The organism is Streptomyces sp. NPDC014006 (genome assembly GCF_043088925.1).
Lineage (GTDB): Bacteria > Actinomycetota > Actinomycetes > Streptomycetales > Streptomycetaceae > Streptomyces.
In genome coordinates this window covers 1,221,543-1,242,904 of the sequence record NZ_JBICAJ010000002.1, presented here as the reverse complement: position 1 = coordinate 1,242,904, position 21,362 = coordinate 1,221,543, and the positions used below count along the sequence as shown (strand labels likewise).

At 72.2% G+C, this 21,362-nt stretch carries 12 protein-coding genes; 9 read left to right on the top strand and 3 right to left on the bottom strand.

The features are described from left to right. From ACF1GV_RS12135 to ACF1GV_RS12100, 8 genes are all read left to right on the top strand, one after another. Positions 1-3,849 (top strand): beta-ketoacyl synthase N-terminal-like domain-containing protein (locus tag ACF1GV_RS12135; RefSeq protein ID WP_391678527.1); only part of this gene is annotated, 3,849 nt, incomplete at its 5' end. Beyond that, positions 3,846-4,622, top strand: coding sequence for a thioesterase II family protein (locus ACF1GV_RS12130; protein WP_391678530.1), 777 nt, complete (start codon positions 3,846-3,848; stop codon positions 4,620-4,622). The genes ACF1GV_RS12135 and ACF1GV_RS12130, both read left to right, overlap by 4 nt. 150 nt (positions 4,623-4,772) lie before the next feature. Further along, on the top strand, positions 4,773-5,600 hold the full coding sequence (locus tag ACF1GV_RS12125; RefSeq protein ID WP_391678532.1) for a hypothetical protein: 828 nt from the start codon (positions 4,773-4,775) through the stop codon (positions 5,598-5,600). Positions 5,601-5,759: 159 nt separating this feature from the next. Next, positions 5,760-8,912 carry an amino acid adenylation domain-containing protein gene (locus ACF1GV_RS12120; protein ID WP_391678534.1) on the top strand — a complete coding sequence of 1,051 codons (3,153 nt, stop codon included), beginning with the start codon at positions 5,760-5,762 and terminating at the stop codon, positions 8,910-8,912. A gap of 7 nt (positions 8,913-8,919) precedes the next feature. Next, a complete protein-coding gene (locus tag ACF1GV_RS12115; protein WP_391678536.1) occupies positions 8,920-9,759 on the top strand; it encodes a family 16 glycosylhydrolase in 840 nt (279 codons plus the stop codon). Beyond that, the gene (locus tag ACF1GV_RS12110; RefSeq protein WP_391678539.1) at positions 9,756-11,303 is read left to right on the top strand and encodes a prenyltransferase/squalene oxidase repeat-containing protein; all 1,548 of its coding nucleotides are present in this window, start codon (positions 9,756-9,758) and stop codon (positions 11,301-11,303) included. Before ACF1GV_RS12115 ends, ACF1GV_RS12110 begins: the two co-directional genes overlap by 4 nt. Before the next feature lie 443 nt (positions 11,304-11,746). After that, complete coding sequence (locus ACF1GV_RS12105; RefSeq protein ID WP_391678540.1) at positions 11,747-13,840, top strand: HelD family protein; 2,094 nt, start codon at positions 11,747-11,749, stop codon at positions 13,838-13,840. A 199-nt stretch (positions 13,841-14,039) separates the two neighbouring features. Next, entirely contained in the window at positions 14,040-16,907 is a 2,868-nt protein-coding gene (locus tag ACF1GV_RS12100) for an ATP-binding protein (RefSeq protein WP_391679585.1), read from the top strand. On the opposite strand, the gene ACF1GV_RS12095 is transcribed toward ACF1GV_RS12100, so the two are convergent. Further along, positions 16,861-18,096, bottom strand: a complete 1,236-nt coding sequence (locus tag ACF1GV_RS12095; RefSeq protein ID WP_391678542.1) for a cytochrome P450 — start codon at positions 18,094-18,096, stop codon at positions 16,861-16,863. The two genes, ACF1GV_RS12100 and ACF1GV_RS12095, sit on opposite strands and share 47 nt — an antisense overlap. A gap of 215 nt (positions 18,097-18,311) precedes the next feature. Then, positions 18,312-19,808, bottom strand: a complete 1,497-nt coding sequence (locus ACF1GV_RS12090) for an MFS transporter (protein ID WP_391678544.1) — start codon at positions 19,806-19,808, stop codon at positions 18,312-18,314. A gap of 148 nt (positions 19,809-19,956) precedes the next feature. Between ACF1GV_RS12090 and ACF1GV_RS12085 the strand changes: the two genes are divergently transcribed. After that, positions 19,957-20,601, top strand: coding sequence for a TetR family transcriptional regulator (locus ACF1GV_RS12085; protein WP_391678547.1), 645 nt, complete (start codon positions 19,957-19,959; stop codon positions 20,599-20,601). 63 nt (positions 20,602-20,664) lie between these two features. Here the strand turns inward: ACF1GV_RS12085 and ACF1GV_RS12080 are convergent, their stop codons facing one another. Next, positions 20,665-21,348, bottom strand: coding sequence for an FMN-binding negative transcriptional regulator (locus ACF1GV_RS12080; RefSeq protein ID WP_391678550.1), 684 nt, complete (start codon positions 21,346-21,348; stop codon positions 20,665-20,667). Positions 21,349-21,362: the final 14 nt, after the last annotated feature.

Below are 21,362 nucleotides of genomic sequence, written 5' to 3'. Positions count from 1 at the left end.
ACCTTCCTCGACACCCTCGCCCACCACCGCCGCACCCACGGCCAACCCGCCCTCTCCCTCGGCTGGGGCCTGTGGGAAGACCGCTCCACCATGACCGGCAATCTCACCCACACCGACCTCCACCGCATGACCCGCCACGGAGTAAGCGGGCTCTCCGCGGCCCAGGGGCTGGCACTGTTCGACGCCGCGTGCGCGGCCGGCGAGGCGCACCTGCTGCCCATCCGGCTCGACGTGGCGGCGCTGCGGCGTTCCCTCGGCGCAGAGGAGCCCGTGCCGGCGTTGTTGCGCGGGCTGGTGCGCCGCCCGGTGCGCCGGGCCGCCGCTCGGGAGGGAGCCGAACCGCAGGGCCGGTCCCTGACCGCCCGGCTGGTCGATTTGGAGCCGGCCGAGCGGATGGCGTCGGTGCTCGGCCTGGTGCGGGAGCACGTCGCCGAGATCCTGGGCTACGCGGGCGCCGGGGGCGTGGAGACCGAGCTCAGCTTCAAGGACCTGGGGTTCGACTCGCTGACGGGCATCGAGTTGCGCAACCGGCTGGCCGCGGCCACCGGGCTGCGGCTGCCCGCCACCCTGGTCTTCGACCACCCGAGCCCGGTCGAACTGGCCCGGTACATCGTCACCGAGGCCCTCGGTGACGAGCCCGGCACCGCGGCCGGCCCGGCTCAGCGCAGCGACGTGGACCCCGACGAGGACGCGGTGGCCGTCGTGGCCATGGCCTGCCGCTATCCGGGAGGGGTGCGCACTCCGGAGGACCTGTGGCGGCTGGTGCACTCCGGCGGCGACGCGATCTCCGGGTTCCCGGCCGACCGCGGCTGGGACACGGAGGCGCTGTACCACCCGGATCCGGACCACCCCGGCACGACGTACGCGGTGGAAGGCGGATTCCTATACGACGCCGCCGAGTTCGACGCCGGGTTCTTCGGGATCTCGCCCCGTGAGGCGCTCGCCATGGACCCGCAGCAGCGGCTGCTCCTGGAGACTTCCTGGGAGGCCGTGGAACGGGCCGGCATCGACCCGAGGACCCTGCGCGGCAGCCGTACGGGCGTCTTCGCCGGTGTCATGTATCACGACTACGGTACGCAGGTCACCGAGGTGCCGGAGGGGCTGGAGGCGTTCCTCGGCAACGGCAGTTCCGGCAGCATCGTCTCTGGCCGGGTGGCGTACCACCTGGGTCTGGAAGGCCCGGCCATCACGGTCGACACGGCCTGTTCCTCCTCGCTGGTGGCCCTGCATCTGGCCGCTCAGTCGCTGCGCAACGGTGAGTGCTCGCTGGCGCTGGCGGGGGGCGTGACCGTGATGACCACGCCCGGCACCTTCACAGGGTTCAGCCGGCAGCGCGGGCTGGCCCGCGACGGGCGGTGCAAGGCGTTCGCGGACTCCGCGGACGGCACGGGCTGGGGCGAGGGTGCGGGCGTCGTACTACTGGAGCGGCTGTCGGACGCGCGGCGCAAGAACCACCCGGTGCTGGCGGTGGTCCGCGGCAGCGCGGTGAACCAGGACGGCGCGAGCAACGGTCTCACCGCCCCGAACGGTCCCGCGCAGCAGCGTGTGATCCGCCAGGCCCTGTCCAGTGCGGGGCTGACCGGCGCGGACGTCGACGCGGTCGAGGCCCACGGCACGGGCACGAGCCTCGGCGACCCCATCGAGGCGCAGGCGCTGCTGGCCACGTACGGACAAGAGCACAGCGACGAACAGCCCTTGTGGCTCGGTTCGTTGAAGTCCAACATCGGCCACACCCAGGCCGCCGCCGGCGTCGGCGGCGTCATCAAGATGGTCATGGCCATGCGCCACGGCCTGCTGCCCCGGACCCTCCACGTCGACACACCCTCCACCCACGTCGACTGGGACTCCGGAGCCGTCTCGCTGCTGGCGGAGACCACCGAGTGGCCAGAGACCGGCCGTGCCCGACGGGCGGCCGTCTCCTCCTTCGGGATCAGCGGGACCAACGCCCATGTCGTCCTGGAGCAGGCCGCGCCGGACGAGGCCGGGACCGAGGAGCACGAGCCGGGCGGGGTCGTCGTCCTGCCGTGGGTGCTGTCCGGCAGGAGTCCGGAGGCCCTGCGTGCTCAGGCCACCCGGCTGCGGGACTTCGTACAGGAGCGGCCGGAGCTGACTGCCGCGCAGGTCGGGCTGTCGCTGGCCACGACCAGGTCCGCGTTCGCGTACCGGGGCGCTGTCCTCGGCGACGGCTCGGCGGAGCGGCTCGCGGCCCTGGACGCGCTGGCCCGTGGCGAGGGTTCCCCGGCCGTGGTGACGGGGGCCGCCGCGGGCGGCCACAAGGTCGCCTTCCTGTTCTCCGGGCAGGGCACCCAGCGGCCCGGGATGTGCCGGGAGCTGTATGCCGTGTCCGAGGTGTTCGCGGCGGCGTTCGACGAGGCCTGCGCGCAGTTCCGTCCGTTGCTGGAACGGCCCCTGGCGGATGTGGTGTTCGCGGAGTCCGGCACCCCGGAGGCGGAGCTGCTGGAACGCACCGAGTACACCCAGCCCGCGCTGTTCGCCGTCGAGGTGGCGCTGTTCCGGCTGCTGGAGGCGTGGGGGCTTCGGCCGGAGCTGCTGGCGGGGCACTCGATCGGTGAGCTGGCGGCGGCCCATGTCGCCGGGGTCTTCGACCTGCCCGACGCGGCGCGGCTCGTGGCGGCCCGCGGCCGGCTGATGCAGTCGCTGCCCGCCGGCGGGGCCATGGCCTCGCTGCAGGCGGCGGAGGGCGAGGTGCTGTCGCTGCTGGCCGGGCGGACGCACGAGGTGGGGGTGGCCGCGGTCAATGGGCCCTCGGCCGTGGTCGTGTCGGGCCGCGAGGGCGCGGTCGAGGAGATCGTCGCGCACTTCGCGGCTCTGGGCCGCAGGACCCGGCGGCTGCGGGTCAGTCACGCCTTCCACTCGCCGCTGCTGGATCCGGTGCTCGACGAGTTCGCGGAAGTCGCGCACGAGGTGTCGTACCGGGCGCCGCGTATCCCCGTCGTCTCCGACGTCACCGGGAAGACCGCGCCGGACGGCCTGCTTCAGGATCCCGCCTACTGGGTGCGGCACGCGCGCGAGGCGGTGCGTTTCGCCGATCAGCTGACACATCTGGACAAGGAGGGCGTGACAGCGTACGTCGAGGTCGGCCCGGACGCGGTGCTGGCCGCGATGGCCCGGGAGTGCCTCGGCGGTCAGACGCTGGTGGTGCCCGTCCAGCGGCGGGACCGCGCCCACGCCCGGGCGCTGGCCACGGGCGTCGCCGAACTGCACGTCCACGGGGTGTCCCCGGACTGGGCAGCGATGTTCGCCCCGACCGGCGCCCGTACGGTCGAGCTGCCGACGTACGCCTTCCAGCACACGGCGTACTGGCTGCGGTCGGGGCCGCAGCAGGTGCCGGCCGGTAGCAGCGACCCGGAGCGGCGGTTCTGGCGGGCTGTCGACAGCCGGGACGTCGGTGCTCTGGCCGCGCTGCTCGACGTCGACTTCGCCCGTGAGGCCGACTCACTGAACGCGGTGCTGTCGCTGCTGTCGGCGTGGGACCACAGCCGCGCCACGGCCGCACCGGAGGCGCCGGAGGACGCTCGGCCCGCCGAGGACGACGGGGACCTGGCGCGGGCCCTGGCCGAGGCGTCCGAGGGCGAGCGGCCCGCGCTGCTGCTGGAGGCGGTGCGGTCGGCCGCGTCCGCGGTGCTCGGGCACGCCGACGCGCAGGCGCTGCCGACCGAACAGGACTTCCTGGACGCCGGGTTCGCCTCGCTGACGGCCGTCGAGCTGAGCGGCCGGCTCACCAAGGTCACCGGCCTCGACCTGCCGCCCACGCTGATCTACGACCACCCCACGCCGGCGGAGCTCGCCGCGCACCTGCACGAGGAGATGAAGAGGACCGCGTCATGACCCCCACTCGTACCGCACCCATCGAGAGCCCCTGGATCCGCCGCTATCAGCCGGCGCCCGCCACCGGTGTCACCCTGGTGTGCTTTCCGCACGCCGGTGGCTCGGCCACGTCCTTCCACGCACTGTCCCGGGCGCTCGCGGGGCGGCTGGACGTGGTGGCCGTGCAGTATCCCGGCCGTCAAGACCGCCACCGTGAGCGCGCCTTCGAGGACTTGCACGAGCTGGCCGATGCCGCCTTCGACGCGGTCGTCGAGTCTGTCGGCACCGACCGTCCGCTCGCCCTGTTCGGGCACAGCATGGGCGCGTCCGTCGCCTTCGAGGTGGCCGCGCGGCTGGAGCAGCGGGCGGGCGTCGCGCCCGTGTCCCTGTTCGTTTCGGGGCGCCGCGCCCCGTCCCGGCACCGCAGCGAGGACCTGCACCGCAAGGGCGACGACGCGCTGCTGCGGGAGATCCGCGCCCTGGACGGCACCGCGCAGGCGGCGCTGGACGACGAGGACATCGTCCGGATGTTCCTGCCGTCCCTGCGGGCCGACTACAAGGCGATCGAGCGGTACCGCAGCGCGCCGGGCGCGTCCGTCGGCTGCCCCGTCGTCGCGCTGACCGGCGACAACGACCCGAAGACCACCGTGGAGGAGGCCCGGGCCTGGCAGGAGCACACCACCGGCCCGTTCGACCTGCGGGTCTTCGGCGGCGGTCACTTCTACGTCTCGGAGCAGACCGACGCGGTCGCCGAGGTGCTGGCCGCGCGGCTGGGGGTCGCAGGGGTCGGCTAGGGGTTATCCGAGTCAGAAGGCGAAGTTAGCGTGACCGCGCGTTCTCCGTATTCCACGGACGCGAACTCATCGTTCTCCACGGACGCGCATCCACCGTTCTCCACCGAACCGAACACAGTGTTTTCCACACAGTATGGGGGATCCCGAACCATGACCGATCCGCAGACGTGGCGGGTTCTCGGCAACGCGGACGCGCACGAACTCGTGCTCGCCGTGGACTTCGACGCCACCGGCCGGGCCGAGGGCCGCTTCACCGATCTGGCCCAGGGGCTGGGCGGTCTGCCCTGCTCGATCTGGGAGACGATTCCCCAGGAGGCGGGGACCGGCGACGACGACGCGGACCCCGTCGAGCGGTGGTTGGCGGAGGTGGCGGCCGACGGCCGCCCGGTCCGGGCGGTGTTCGGCTTCTGTGTCGGCGGCGTCTACGCGGCGGCGATTGCGCAGCGCCTCGCCGCCCGGCAGGAACAGGCGCCCGCGCTGCTGCTGTTCGACCCCGAGCAGTCCGGCCCGCTGACCCTGTACTCCCAGTTCCACAAGGTGCTCGACTCCATGTCCGCCCTGCTCAGACCCGAGGAGAGCGGGCAGGCGGCGGCCGAGGCGCGGCGGGCCCACGAGCAGCACACCCCGATGGCCGCGCTGGGCGCCGAACTCCTCGACGTGTACCGGCGTACCGCCAAGCCCGCCTTCGACCGGCTGGAGCTGGACGACAAGCGGACGCAGGAGATCACCGCGGTCTTCGCGTCGTTCGTCGGCTATCTGATCGCGGCGGCGGAGATCGACCCGCTGCCGGCGTGGCGGGAGGCCGTCGTCGTCACGTCCTCGTCGCCCACGAGTGGTCTGAACGGCTCCCGCGCGGCGGGCCAGGACATCGCCGTAGGCCGGGAGCTGCGCGTCGACGTCCCGCACGTCGATCTGCTGCGCGACCCCGGTGTCACCCGCACGGTGACCGAGCTGCTCGACCCGGGCTCGCGCGGCTGAGCAGTCGCGCACGCGCACATCCCGTATGCGGGCGTCCCGTGCGCGCGCGTCCCGTGCGCGCGCATTCCGTACGCACAACCCGTACGCCCAAATCACGTACGCAGCACTCGCGTACATACGCCCCACCGCGAATTCCCGCGAGACCACGGAACGGTTGGAATGCCAGAAGCAACGGAAGTCCGGTCGACCCCGGCCGACAGCAAGGAGCACGCCCTCTGGCTCCTGGACGAGCTGGTGCCCGTCAAGGGGGTCAACAACCTCTCCGTCGCCCTCCAGGCCGACGCACCACTGCTCGGCCCGGCGCTCCAGGGCACGGTCGATCTGCTGCTGCGCCGGCACGAGGCGCTGCGCACGGTGTTCCGGCAGGAGGAGGCGGGCCTCATCAAGGAGGTGCTCGACCCAGGTGACCTGCGGGTCGAGGTCGAGCAGCTGGCGGCCGAGCCGGGCGAGGTCGCGGCTGTCGTCGGGGAGTTCATCGCGCGTCCCTTCGACATCGACGGTCGGCCTCTGGTGCGGGCCGCGCGGGTGAGGTGCGCGGACGGCGACGCGTTCTGTCTCGCCGTCCACCACCTGGTCTTCGACACGGTCTCCGGCGCGGTCCTGCTGGAGGAGTTCACCGCTGGGTATACGGCGCAGGCCGCCGGTGCCGAGCCGCCTGCCGAACTGCTGGCCGCACATCCGCCGTACCGGGAGCCCGCTCCCCGGCCGGCGGCCGTGGAGTACTGGCGAGGACAGCTGGCCGGGGCCGACGCCGCGGGCCTCGCCCTGTGGTGCGGCAGCAAGGACCTTCCGGAGCCGACCCTCACCGGTGACCAGATCACGGCCGGCCTGTCCCCGCGGGCGACGGAGGTGCTGCGCCGACTGCAGAAGGAGCTGCGCGCGCCGGAGGCGGTGGTGCTGCTGGCCGCGTACGGTCTGCTGCTGGCCCGGCACGGCGCGGGCCCCGACCTGGTGGTGGGCACGCCGGTCAACGTCCGGGCGCGGGAGGCGTCCAGGGCCGTGGGCTACCACGTCAACACCTTGCCGCTGCGCATCCCCGTCGACCTCGGCGGCGGCTTCCGCGACCTGGTGCGGACCGCCCGCGACGCGTTCCTCGGGGCCGTCGCCCACGCCGATGTGCCGGTCGACGTGCTGCTGCCGGAACTGCGCAGGGACGGCGGCGCCTCCTGGCGCAACACCGTCTTCCGGCATCTGTTCAACTACGTTCCGGACGACGGCCGTACGAGCTTCCCCCTCGGGGGCACCACGGCCCGGAGGCTCCCGGTGGAGAACGGGTTCAGCAAGTTCGACCTGGAGTTCTTCTTTCTGTCCTCGGCGGACAAGGTGACCATCCGGGCCGCGTACTACACACAGGTGCTGGAGCGGGCGGACGTACAGGGGCTGCTCGAACGCTTCGAGGCGCTGCTGCTCGCGGCCGCCGACGGGCCCGACCGGCCGATGGGTGACCTGCCGCTGGCCGGCCCCTCCGACCTCGCGGTGCTGGCCGCGAGCAACGACACCGCGCGCCCGGTGGAGCCGCCCAGCGTGCTCGCGGCGGTGCGCGAACGGGTGGCGCTGACGCCGGCCGCTCCGGCCGTCGTGGCGGGCGGTCGCAGCACGACCTATGGCGAGCTGTGGCGGGCCGCCGAGCACACCCGGGACGTCCTGGCGGAGGCTGGTGTCGGGGCCGGTGACATCGTCGCGCTCGCCGCGCCCCGGAGCCCGGAACTCGCGGCCGCGGCCCTCGGTGTGTGGCTGGCCGGCGCGGTGTATCTGCCCGTCGATCCGGAGCACCCCGTCCAGCGCCTGGCGTATGTGCTGGACGACTCCGGCGCGCAGGCGGTGCTGACGGCGCCGGGGGTGGAGCTGCCCGAGGGGGCCGGGGCGCGCGTGCTTCCGCTGGAGCCGATCGCCCGGGACGGCTCCGGCCCGCTGCCGGACTCCGCTGTGAGCGGCTCCGATCCGCACTCGTGCGCCTATCTGATCTACACCTCCGGTTCGACGGGGAAGCCGAAGGGCACCCTGGTCGGCCACCGCGCCCTCGCCAACGTGGTCCAGCACTTCACCGAGGAGCTGAAGGTCACCGCGGACGACGCCGTGCTGTGGCTGACGACGTTCGCCTTCGACATCTCCGCCTTGGAGCTTTTCCTGCCACTGGTGTGCGGCGGGCGGCTGGTCGTGGCCTCCGACGAGGCCCGCACCGACGGCCGCGCCCTGCTGGCCGAGGTGGTCGCGCACGACGTCGGCATCGTGCAGGCCACCCCGACGACCTGGCGCGTCGTCGCCGACGCGGCGGACGGGCAGCTCGCGGGCCGACGCCTGGTCTGCGGCGGGGAGCCGCTGCCTCCGGCGCTGGCGCGCACCCTGGCCGCCTCGGGCGGCTCACTGCTCAATGTGTACGGCCCCTCGGAGACGACCATCTGGTCCACCTCGGGGCCGGTGCCGGACGAGGTGGTCCGCGTGGACGTGGGCCGCCCGATCGCCAACACCCAGGTGTTCGTCGTCGACCCGGACGGCCGGGAACTGCCGGTCGGGGTGCAGGGCGAGCTGTGCATCGCCGGGGCGGGTGTCGCGCTGGGCTACCACAACCGCCCCGAGCTGACGGCGGACCGCTTCCGCGACCATCCCACGCACGGGCGCCACTACTGCACCGGCGACCTAGCCCGGCTGCGGCCCGACGGCAGTGTCGAGCTGCTGGGCCGGACCGACCGGCAGATCAAGCTGCGCGGGCACCGGATCGAACTGGGCGAGGTGGAGGCGGTGCTGCTCGACCGTCCGGACGTACGGGACGTCGCCGTCGTCGTGGTGGGGCGCGGCGGGCCGGACGCCGCCCTGGTCGCGTTCGTGGAACCGGCGGACGGCGTGGCCGAGGTGGACACCGCCGGGCTGACGGCCCATGCCCGGTCCCTGCTGCCCTCCGCCGCCGTACCCCAGGAGATCGCCGTGCTGGAGTCGCTGCCGACCACCGCCAACGAGAAACGGGACCATCTCGCGCTGACCCGCCTCGCCGAGCAGCGCCGCTCCGAGCGCAGCGCGGCCGCACGGTCGGCGGAGGCCTCGCCCGAGACACAGTCCGGCACGGCCGGGCGGCTGCTCGCCCTGTGGCAGAGCACGCTCGGCCGGACCGACCTCGGCCCGCACGCCAACTTCTTCGACAGCGGCGGGCATTCGCTGCTCGGCGCGCAGCTCGTGCAGCGCATCGAAAAGACGCTGGGCCTGCCGGTGCGCCTGGCCGACCTGTTCGCCCATCCCACGCCGCTCGCCATGGCCGAGCATCTCGATCCGGACGCCGCCGCACTGTCGGCCCGGGAACCCGAGGAAGACGGAGCCTGAGAAAGACATGGAGACCGTGAACCAGAACCACGCCACCGCCCCGACCGCCGCGACCGCCGCGTCCGTGCCGCCCTCGTGGCGGGTCCTGTGGCAGGACACGTTCGAGGGGCCGGCCGGGTCCCCGCCCGACCCCGCCCTGTGGCAGGTGGTCACCGGGCAGCCGTTCGGCGCCGGCATCGAGTTCCACACGGACGACCCCACGAACGTCGGCCTCGACGGGGCCGGACATCTGCGGATCACCGCCACGCATGAGGACGGGGAGTACCGGGCGGCGTGGCTGGAGACCCGGCGCGAGGACTTCGTGCCGCGGCCCGGCGGCGCGCTGCGGCTGGACGCCCGGGTGAAGACCGCCGCGGGCCCCGGCCTCGACTGCGCGCTGTGGGCCTGGGGCACGCAGTTGCGGCACCGGGGCGATGAGGACCCGGTGCAGGCCTGGTACCGGGCCGGGGAGATCGACGTCCTGGAGGCGCTCGGCTCCGAGCCGGACTCCGTGTGGGGTGCCGTCCACTCCCCCGAGTGCCACAAGATCCCGTCCCTGGGCATGGGTGCCCGTACGACCACCGAGGACGGCAGCCCGCTCAGCGCGGACTTCCACACCTACTCGGCGGTCTGGCGGCGCGGGCCCGACTCGATCACCTGGTACCTGGACGGCTGCGAGTACCTGCGGCTGACACCGCAGGACACCACACCGAAGGGCTGGCTGTTCGACCAGCCCGTCTACTTCTGTCTGGCGATCATCATCGGCAGCCCCGGCGGCCCGGTCCTGCCGGGCGACCCCGACCCGGCGACGCTGCCGTCGTCGCTGCTCGTCGACAGCATCACCGTCTCCGAGGAGCTGCCCGCGTGAGAGCGCTCACTGACGTGGACCTCGACGGGCTCGTCGCCGAGTTGGTCGAGAGCGTGCTGGAGGACCCGACCGGCGCGCTGGGGCCCTCGGTGTACGAGACGGCCCGGCTGGTGTCGCTGGCCTCCTGGCTGGACGGGGACGCCGCTCGGGTCCGATACCTCCTCGACGAGCAGCAGCCCGACGGCAGTTGGGGCGGCCCCGGCGGGTACGCGCTCGTGCCGACGCTGAGCGCGACGGAGGCGCTGCTGGTTGTGCTGGGCCGGGAGGACCGCGAGGGCGGCGAGTGGCCGCTGTCACGTGCCGCGCTTGCTGAAGCCGCGCGGCGGGGGCTCGCGGCGGCTGCCGCGCTTGTGGCGCGGAGCGCCGAGGAGCCGGTGCCGTCGACGGTCGTGTTCTTCATGGTCATCCCGGCTCTGGTGGAAGGGATCAACGCCCGGCGCGCCGTCCTCGGGGACGGCCCGGTGCAACCGCTGGCGCTGCCGCACGGGTTGTCCGACGAGGCGTTGCGGGGGCTGCGCGGGGGTGCCTGGCGCAATCCGCTCGCCGGTCACTATCTGGAGATCGTGGGCCCGGCGGCAGTCGGCGCCGCCGAGATGGAGCCGGTCGACGGGGTCGTCGGCTGTTCCGCTGCCGCCACCGCCGCCTGGCTCGGCCCGCGCGAGCCGGCCGATCCGGCGCACCCCTCGGTGCGCTTCCTGCGGCAGGCACAGGAGCGGGGCGCCGGACCGGTTCCTGCGATGACTTCGATCGTGTTCTACGAGCGGGCGTGGATCGCCGGGAACCTGGCGACCGCCGGGGTGCCGCGGGACGTGCTCGCCCCGCTGCTGAAGGAACTGCCCGTCGACGTCGGCCGGTCGGGGGCGCCGACCGCGCCTGGTTTCGCGTACGAGGCGGAGACCAGCGCGATCGTCCTGACGGCCCTGGCCTGCCTGGGGGCGCCGCAGGAACCGGAGTATCTGTGGCAGTACGACGCGGGCAGCCACTTCATGTCCACCATCCCGGAGCACGAGCCGTCCACGACCACCAACGCGCACATCCTGGAGGCGCTGGGCTGTCATCTGGCCGACGGTCCCGCCGATGGGGGCCGCTACCGGGACGCCGTGAACCGGATCGCGTCATGGCTGCGGGGCCGCCAGCAGCCCGACGGCAGCTGGTACGACAAGTGGCACGCCTCGCCCTTCTTCGCAACGATGCGCTGCGCCCTGGCCCTGCACCGCTACGCCGGCCCGGCCTCGGCCGAAGCCCTCGACAGGTCCGTCGACTGGCTCCTGCACCGGCAGCACGAGGACGGCTCGTGGGGCCGCTGGCAGGGCGCAGCGGAGGAGACCGCCTACGCGGTACGCACCCTGCTGGCGCTGACCTCCGACGGCAACGCCCGGTCGGAGCAGGCGGCCCAGGCCGTGCGCAGGGGCTGTTCCTACCTCCTGGGGCACGGCTTGAACGCGGACCGCCGGCCCCCGCTCTGGATCGGCAAGGAGCTGTACGCCCCCGGCCATCTGGTAAACGCGGCGGTACTCGGCGCCCTGATCGCGGCCCGGGGGTAACCGCCCGCTGAAGCGCCGACCCGCGGGCAGCGGCAACCGACCCTGGGAGCACTGACCGCGGCCGGCGTTCGGCAGCCGCTCGAAGCGCAGTGCACGCCCGACGCGAGCCGACCGTTGGGACAGCTGCGCCCGGCCGGCGGTCAGCCACCGCTCGGAACACTCAACTCGGCCGGCGGCCCGGCCGTCAGGAACGCTCACCGCGGCGCAGCGGTGAGCAGCTGCGCCGAGCGCTGGCCGCGCCCGGCAGCAACCGACTACTGGGAACGCTGGTCGCGGGCAGCGGCAACCAACCGCTCTCAGCGCTGCCGTGCCGTCGGCGGGATCCGGCGGTCAATAACACAACTCAGCCAGTCTATTAACCCGGTTCAGTTATGCTGTGACCCGGAATTCGCCGTCCGGTCGCCGGGCGGCGCGCAAGGCCGTCACTTCGGAAAGGTCGATCGATGACGTCACACGTCCAGGACACGTACGGCACCCAGGAGGCCGGCGGACTCGACGACGAGCTGGCCCTGGAGCGTGCGTATGTCGCGGTGTGCCGCGAGGCGATGACCCGCCAGGTGGACGATGCCCAGTACCAGGTCGTCGCGGGCGAGGACGTGTCGGGTGACGGCGCGAGCGCCGAGGCGCTCGGCCGCTACCTGCGCACCCGCGCACGGCAGATGGCGGAGGAGCCCGACAGCCCCCTGTTCTTCGGCCGGCTCGACTTCGAGGACTCCGAGGAGGCCGGGAACCACCGGCGGCAGCGTTACTACATCGGCCGCAGGCGGGTCTCGGAGCACCCGGCCGCACCGCCCCTGGTGATCGACTGGCGCGCGCCGGTCTCCCGCACCTACTACCAGGCGAGCGCCCTGGAGCCGCGCGGAGTCGCGGTGCGGCGGCGCTTCGGGTGGGCGCCGTGGAGCCACGGCGCTCCCGAGGACCTCACCGGGCTGGAGGACGAGCACCTCGCCCACGCCCGGGGCGAGGACGGCGAGGACGCGGCGAGCGCGATCGTCGCCGCCGAGATCGAGCGGCCCCGTCTCGGTCCGATGCGCGACATCGTCGCCACCATCCAGCCCGAACAGGACAACCTGGTCCGCAGCGAGCTGAACGAGTCGGTCTGTGTGCAAGGCGCGCCGGGCAGCGGCAAGACCGCCGTCGGCCTGCACCGCGCCGCGTATCTCCTCTATACGTTCCCCGAGCGCCTGCAGCGCAGCGGTCTGCTGATCATCGGCCCAAACCGCACCTTTCTGCGCTACATCTCGGAGGTGCTGCCGTCGCTCGGCGAGATCGACATCGCCCAGCTGACGGTGGAGGACGTCGTCGCCCGGCACCCCGTGCGGCGGGTGGACTCCGAGGATGCCGGCGTCCTGAAGCACAGCGACCGTATGGCCACCGTCCTTGAGCGTGCGCTGTACGCCCGGGTGCGGCACCCGGAGGACTCCATCGCGGTCACCGACGGCTCGTACCGCTGGCGGGTGGACTCGTACGACCTGGTCCAGGTCATCGATGAGGTGCGGGGTATGGGCGTGCCGTACGGGATCGGCCGCGAACACGTGCGTTCGCGGGTGGTGACACTGATCCAGCAGCAGGCCGAGCGGCGGGCCGGCCCGAAGAGCGTGACATGGGCGCGGAAGATCGGCCGCTCGAAGCCGGTCGCCGCGCTGCTGGAGGCGGCGTGGCCGGTGGCGCGGCCCGGGGAGGTCGTGGCCACGCTGCTGAGCGATCCCGCGGTGATGGAGGCCGCCGCGGACGGGGTGTTCGACGCCGCCGAGCAGCGGGCCCTGCTGTGGGCCAAGCCGCCGCGGTCGGAGAAGAGCGCCACCTGGTCGGTGGAGGACATGCTGCTGCTCGACGAGGTCGCGGGGCTCATCGAACGCCCCGAGGGCTACGGCCATGTGGTCGTGGACGAGGCCCAGGACCTGTCGCCGATGCAGTGCCGGGCGATCGCCCGGCGCAGCGCGTTCGGCTCCATCACAGTGCTGGGCGACCTGGCCCAGGCGACGGCGCCCTGGTCCGCGCGGACCTGGCAGGAGCAGCTGACGCACCTGGGCAAGGCGCTGGCCACGGTCGTCCCGCTGACCACCGGCTTCCGTGTGCCGGCCGCGGTCATGGAACTGGCCAACCGGCTGGTGGGCGCCCTCGGCGTGGACGTGCCGCCGGCCCGCTCGCTGCGCCATGACGGCGAGTTGACGGTCAGCGCGGTCGACGACGTGGCGTCCGCCACCGTGTCCGCGGTCCGCGCCGCCCTCGGCCGGGAGGGCTCGGTCGCCGTCATCGCCGCCGACGACGCGGTGGCCGCCACGTCGGCGGCCCTGCGCAGGGCAGGCATCGAGACGGCGACGGCCGAGGAGGTCGGCACCCCCGCCCGGGTGACCGTACTGCCCGCGACGGTCGTCAAGGGTCTGGAGTACGACCATGTCGTCGTGGTGGAGCCGGCTGCGATCGTGGAGTCCGAGCCGCGCGGACTGCACCGGCTCTACGTCGTGGTGACGCGTGCGGTGTCCCGGCTCGACGTCCTGCACGCCCGGCCGCTGCCGGAGGCGCTCGTCGCCTGACGGTCGCGGACCTGTCCGAGACATGCGGCCCGGGGACTCCCCCGGGCCGCACTTTCTTTACGTCTCCTTGAAGAATCCCAGGCGGAGAATTGCCCTGGCTTTCGAAGTTGGCCGAATTGCCGTTCCCGACGGTCACACTTGCGCCAAATACCTGTGACGATGATCACTGAAGGTCCCCTGGACTGTCTGAAGTTGCAGGATGGCTGAAGACATAGGAAACCTCGGCACCATAGGGAGCATCCTGCGGATGTCCATCGTCGGACGGGACATACAACTCACCCAATTGCATGGCCTGCTGACCGCACGCGACCGCGGAGCGGGTCCGATCGCCCTGGTCAGTGGCCCTGCGGGGGTCGGCAAGACCGCTCTCCTGCACGAATTCACCCAGCGCGCGGCGAAATCCGGTTCCCTCGTCCTGAGAGCGGCCTGCTCCCCGAGGGAACGCGCCAACGCATGGGGTGTGGCCCATCAACTCCTGTGGTGCACAGGAAGATGGAAAGACGCTTCACAGCGTACGAGTGACATACTCGCAGCCGTCGGCCGCAGTCTTGCGGCGATCACCCGGGCGCCGGAAGGTGAACGCGATAAGGCGATGGACGAATTTTGCGCGTCCGTCATGAAATTGGCCGACGACCATCCCCTCGTCCTCGCCGTCGACGACATCCACGAAGCCGACCCGGAGTCGCTGGGCTGCCTCGGCCATCTCGCCCGCCGTATGGTCGCCTCCCGGGTCCTGGCGGTGTTCACCGACCGGCCGCAGGCCCTGCCGCCGTACGCCGCCGCGCGGGCCGAGTTCGGCCGGCAGCCCGGTTTCCATCAGCTGCGGGTCGGCCCGCTGACCGCCGGCGACATTCGGCTGCTGCTCACCGACCGGCTGGGCGTGCCCGCCGACGAGGCCGACGCCGCCGAATTCCACGCGGCGAGCGGGGGCAGCCCGCTGCTGACGCGGGCACTGATCGAGGACACGCACAACGCCCTGCAGGGCATGGCCACGGCCACGTTACGTCCGGTCGCCGGGGAGGTGTTCGACGCCGCGGTGGTCGACTGCGTCCACCGGGTCAGCGCGCCCGCGGCCGATCTCGCCCGGCACCTGGCGGTGCTGGGTCCGGACGCGCTGACGGTGCTCCTCGACCGCAACAGCACCGACCCGCCCACCCGGCACCTTCAGGAACTGGCCCAGGCCGGCCTGCTGGTGGGCCCGGGTTTCCGCCACCCGAGGATGCACACCGTGCTGGGCGGCGAGGTCTCCGCCGAGGAGCGGACGCGGCTGCACGGGCGCGCCGCCGTCCTGCTGCACGACAACGGCGCACATCCGGCCGCGGTCGCCGAACACATAGTGGCGGCGGGAGGTGTCGCGGAATCCTGGGCGATCCCACTGCTCAGGGAAGCCGCGGCCGACGCGCTCGCCCGGGACGAGTTCCCCAAGGCGATGCGGCTGTTCGACATGGCCCACGCCATCTGCCCGGACGGACCCCTGCGGGCATCCATCCTGTTCCAGCGCACACTGTCTGCCTGGCAGGTCGACCCGGCCAAGGCGATGCGCCGGCTCCCGGAACTGAAGGAGGCACTTCAGGCCGGGCACCTGACGGCCGCGTCGGGCGCGATGTCCCTGATCAAGAACCTGGTCTGGCACGGCTATGTGGACGAGGCCGCGGACGTGCTGGAGCTGGTCGACGATCAGCTGGCCGACGACCCGGTCGAGGAGGGTGTGGCCGAAGTACGGGCACTGCAGCGGTGGCTGTCCGTGCTGTGCCCGCCGTTCCACCGGCGGATGTTCGGCGATGTGTCCCCCGACGTCGCCGACGAGATCGCCCCCGCGGCGATCGCCGCCCAACCGCGGCTGCAGGCGGCCACCGCCCTGTCCGTCGTCCTGCGGGGCGGCGAACCCGGGTCGGCGGTGGTCGGCGCTGCGCATGTGCTGGAGATGTCCAGTCTGACGCCGACGCTCGAAACCATCCCGCTGGCGCTGATGACGCTGTTCTACGCCGACCGCACCGAGCAGGTCGACGCGTGGTGCACCACCCTGCTGGAGGCGGCCCGTGAGCGGAACATCCCCACCTGGGACGCGCTGCTGTCCTCGCTGCAGGCGGCGAACCTCATCCGACAGGGCCGGCTGCTGGAGGCCGAGCGGCACAGTGACCTGGCCCTGTCGCGGATGTCGTCACGGAGCTGGGGGCTGAGCATCGGGCTGCCGTTGGCGAGTTCGGTGTCCGCGCTGACCGCGATGGGCCGCTACGACGAGGCGCGGGCCCGGCTCGGCCAGCCGGTGCCCGAGGCGCTCTTCCAGACCCTCTTCGGCCAGCACTACCTGTATGCCCGAGGGCAGTTCCACCTGGCCACCGGGCGTCTTCAGGCCGCTCTCGGCGACTTCCTGGCATGTGGCAAGGCCCTGGAGAGCTGGGGGGTGGCCGACACCACGCTGATCGCGTGGCGCACGGGGGTGGCCGAGGCCCGGCTGCTCCTGGGCGAGCCGGACCTGGCCGCGACGTATCTGCGGGAGGAACTGACCCGGCACAAGGGCCGCCCCCGGCTGCACGGCAACGCGCTGCGTCTGCTGGCTTCGACGATGGAGCCCCGGCAGCGGCTGCGGTCGCTGCGGGAGGCCGTGGACGAGCTCCAGGACTCCGGCTGCGACCTGCTGCTGGCGCACGCGCTGGGCGATCTCGGCCATGTCTACCACCTGCTGGGGCAGTCCAACCGGGCACGGGTGATCGTACGGCGTGCCTACCGGATGGCGAAGAAGTGCCATGCCGAGCCGCTCAGCCAGAATCTGCTGCCGGACGCCGAGCGGTCGGCCGACAGCCGGGTGTGCGCCGCCGCGCACGAGGCCTCGGAGCAGGTGCACGACGTGCTGTCGGAGGCAGAGCTGCGGGTCGCCGCGCTCGCGGCAGAGGGGCACACCAACCGGGAGATTGCCCGGCGGCTGTTCATCACGGTCAGTACGGTCGAGCAGCACATGACGCGGATCCTGCGCAAGCTCAACCTCTCCCGCCGTGACGAACTGCCGCAGGGCCTGGACACTATGGGCGGTTCAGCCGCACCGGCAGTGAGTGTAGCCCGCGGATGAGCGTGCTGGTGCGCCACTGCACGTCCTCGGGGTCGACCGCGAGCCGCATGGCGGGGAAGGTGTCGAGCAGCGCACCGAACGCGATCTGCGCCTCCATCCGCGCCAGGGGTGCCCCGAGGCAGTAGTGGATGCCATGCCCGAAGGCGACATGGCCACCGGTGGGCCTGCGGATGTCCAGCGTGTGCGGATCGCCGAAGCGCTCCGGATCCCGGTTGGCCGAGGCCAGTGCCAGCAGCACGAAGTCACCGGCCGGGATCTCGGTGTCGCCGATGCGCAGGTCCTGGGTGGCGCACCGGAAGGTGGCGTGCTTCAGCGGGCTCTCCAGCCGCAGGAACTCCTCCACGGCGCCGGGCAGCAGGGAGCGGTCCTGACGCAGTGTCTCCCACTGGTCCGGGTTCCGCATCAGGTGCAGCGTGCCGTTGCCGAGGGTGTTGACGGTGGTCTCGTGACCGCCGATGAACAACAGGAAGGCCATCGAGACCAGTTCGGTCTCGGTGAGCCGGTCGTCGACGTCACGGGCCGAGACCAGCGCGGCGAGGACGTCGTCGGCGGGCGTACGGCGCTTGCGCTCGATGAGGTCGCCGAGGTACTCGATCATCGCGGTCGAGGCGGCGGCGGTCGCGGCCGGCGAGTCGCCGGAGACGAGCGCCTTGGACCAGGACTTGAAATTCTCCTGCTCCTCCAGCGGCACGCCGAGCAGCAGGCAGATCACGCGGATCGGCAGCGGGAACGCGAACGCGTCCAGCAGGTCCACGGGGTCCTCGTTCGGGAGGGCGGTGAGCAGTTCACCGGTGATCTGCTCGATCTCGGGCCGGAGCTTCTCGATGGCGCGGCTGGTGAACGCTTTGTTCACCAACTTGCGCAGCCGGGTGTGGTCCGGTGGGTCGGAGTGCAGCATGTGGGTGGCGAGGGCGGAGGAGAACGCGCCGCGCTTGTTGCGGTCGGGCTCGTTCTGCGCGAACAGCCGGTCCGTCCTGTTGAGGTCGGTGCTCAGTCGGGGGTCCGCGAGGGCCGAGCGCACCTCCTCGTATCCGGTGATCAGCCAGACCGGCAGTCCGCCGCACACGGGGACCCCGGGAGGCATCATCACGCGGTGCGCCGAACCTTCGGCGCTGAGCCGTGCGTACACGGAGTGGGGGTCCTGCATGAACGCGTCGTCGAGTTCCAGAGGGGCTGAATCCTGAAGCATGGGCACATCCTCGAAAATGACGGCTCCGGGCCGTTCGTGGGTCGCGCTGAGCCTATGTACGCCCCAGGCGGGCCGAAGCCGATCCACGGTGAGAAGAGGGGGTCTAGGGGCCTGATAGGGGCCGCCCGCCGGTCCGTTGGGCAAGTCCCGGCGGGCGGCCGGAGCAGCCACCGGGCCGGGGGAGGTACCCGGCGGCTGCTGGTCCGGTGGCGCGGTCAGTTGCTGGGCGCCAGGTCGCCTTCCGTGGCACGCGCCTGCTCCGGGGGAGCCTGTGCGGGCTTGCGCAGGTCGATGGTGATCAGCAGGCCCGCGAGTACGGCGGCGAGGGCGGTGATGCCCGCAGCCCACAGGCTCGCGACGGCGTAGCCGTGGACGGTCGCCTCGGTGACGGCCCGCTCACCGCGGCCGCCGGACGCGATCCGGTCGGCGGTCACGCTGGTGGCGATGGCGTTGAGCAGGGCCGTGCCGATGGAGCCGCCCAGCTGCTGGGAGGTGCTCACGAAGGCCGACACCACGCCCACCTCCTGCGGCGGCACGCGGTAGGTGGCGGCGCTGATGCACGGCGAGATCACCAGTCCGACACCGATGCCGAGCAGGATCTGGGTAGGCATCAGGGTCGAGGCGTAGGAGCTGTCGGGGGTGAGCCGGCCGAGGTTGAGCAGGCCCAGCATCGCGATGAGCAGGCCCGGCACCACGAGCAGGCGCAGCGGGACGCGGGGCACCAGCCGGGCGGCGATCTGGGTCGAGGTGAGCACCGTCGCCACGGTCGCCGGCAGGATCGCCAGACCCGTGCGCAGCGGCGAGAAGTCCATCACCACCTGCAACTGGTAGGTGAGGATCAGGAACAGACCGAACAGGCTCACCATCGCCAGGGCGATCGTCAGGCTCGCTCCCGCCCGGTTGCGGTCGGCGACCAGCCGCAGCGGGAGCAGCGGGGCCGGCCCCTTGGCCTGGGTGAGGCCGAACGCAGCGAGCAGCACCAGGGCGGCCCCGAGGCAGCCGAGGACGCGGAGCGAGGTCCAGCTGTGGGTCGCCGCCTGGTCGAAGGCGTAGACGAGGGCGAGCATCCCGCAGGCGGAGAGCACCGCGCCGGGCACGTCCACGCGCTGGCGGTTGGCGGGCAGGGCCGGCAGCAGCAGCAACGCCCCGGCGACCACGGCCGCGCCGATCGGCACGTTGACGTAGAAGCACCAGCGCCAGTCGAGGTACTCGGTGATCACACCGCCGCCCAGCAGTCCGATGGCGCCGCCGGCGCTGGCGACCGAGCTGAATACACCGAACGCCTTGGCGCGTTCGCGCGGTTCGGTGAAGGTGGTGGCGAGCATTGCCAGGGTCGAGGGCACTAGCAGCGCCGCGAACACGCCCTGCGCCGCCCGGGCGCCGACCAGCACCCCGGCGTTCGGCGCGGCGCCGCCCGCCACCGAGGCGACGGCGAAACCGATGGCGCCGGCCACGAAGGCGCGCCTGCGACCCACGAGGTCGCCGACGCGTCCACCGAGCAGCAGCAGGGCACCGAAGGCGAGGGTGTAGGCGGTCACCACCCACTGCCGGCTCGCGTCCGACATCCCGGTGTCCTGCTGGGCCCACGGGAGAGCGATGTTCACGATGGTCATGTCCAGCATGACCATCAGCTGAGCCAGGGCGATCACCCCCAGCCCCCACCACCGGTAGCGCACCGACCTCTCGGTGGAGGCGCCTGTTGCCTGTGCCATGTCTGAATTCCTTCCCTCACCGCGGGGCAGCGCTCCAGTGGGCCCGTCCGTCTTCCACCGGCGGACACTAGAGCAGATTTCTTAACCAAGTCAATTCTAGAACTCGGTTATCTGATTGCCTGGGTAAGGGAAGTGCTAGGATGGCCTGGTGAATGCGCCGATGGGCTTGCGGGAGCGCAAGAAACAGCGAACGCGAGAGACGATCTCCGACACGGCGATCTCGCTCTTCCTTGAGCACGGGTTCGACCAGGTCTCGGTCGTCGACATCGCGGCTGTCGCCGAGGTTTCCAAACCCACGCTGTTCAAGTACTTCCCCACCAAGGAAGACCTGGTCGTCCACCGCTTCGCCGACCACCAGACGGTGAGCAGTACCGTTGTCGCGGAGCGGCCGCCCGGCGTGTCCGCGATCGATGCCCTGCACCGGCACTTCCTGGACGGACTGGCGGCTCGGGACCCCATCACGGGGCTCAACGACGACGAGGACGTCCTCGCCTTCCACCACCTGGTGTATTCCACGCCGAGCCTGGTGGCGCGCGTCAGCCAGTACCTGGCCCAGGCCGAGGAGGCGCTCGCGCAGGCCCTGGTCGACGCGCTCGACTCGGACCGCGAGATCACGGCCGCCTTGCTGGCCGGCCAGGTCATCGCCACCGAGCGCATCCTGGCATCGGTGAACTGGCAGTGCATCGTCGCCGGCCGGTCCGCGGACGAGGTGTACCCCGAGGCGGTGGCCGACGCCGACCACGCGTACGAACTGCTGCGCCAGGGCCTGGCGGGGGCAGCCACCCAGAAGTGAGAACGACGACGGCGCCGCCTCCGAAGAGGCGGCGCCGTCGTCGTTCTTCCGTCGTACGCCGGATCAGTCGGCCGCGTCCGCCGACTCGGCCGTGCCGTGGCCGGGCTCCAGCCGGGTCAGGTTGTTGTGCCGCTCGATGTAGTCGGCGAGCCGGTCCATGCTGTCCGTGCCGCGCTCCCGGAAGGCCCGCGCCTGGGAGGCCATGTCGGCCGGGGACTTGTTCTGGCCGAGCTTGTACACGCCGTCGATGCGCCCGATCGGGATCTCGAACCCTTGGATGAGCCGCAGATACTCGTCGAACAGCGCGCTCGCCCGGCGCGGCAGCGACCAGGGCTGCTTCGGCGCGAGTCGGCTCTCCTGATCCTCGATCAGATCGTCCAGCTGACGCATGGTGCGCACCTCGTCCAGCAGCCGCGGCCGGCCCGTGACATGCACGGCCGCATACGCCCAGGTGGGGAAGTGCGGCTGGGTGGCGTAGTGGTCGGGCGAGATGTAGGCGCTGGGTCCCAGGAACGCCACCACCACCTCGACATTGCCGGCCAGCGCCTCACAGATCGGGTTGCCTCGCGAGAGGTGCCCGCGCAGCTTGCCGTAGGGCCAGGCGTGCCGGTCGAGGACGAACGGGATGTGGACGGCGGCGGGCCGGCCCTCCACCGACAGCGCCATCAGGCCCAGCGGGTACTCCTCGATGAGGTCCCACTGGGTCTCCAGGTCCGGCGGCCGGAAGTAGTCGGGGCGGTAGACCATCTGCACTCTCCTTT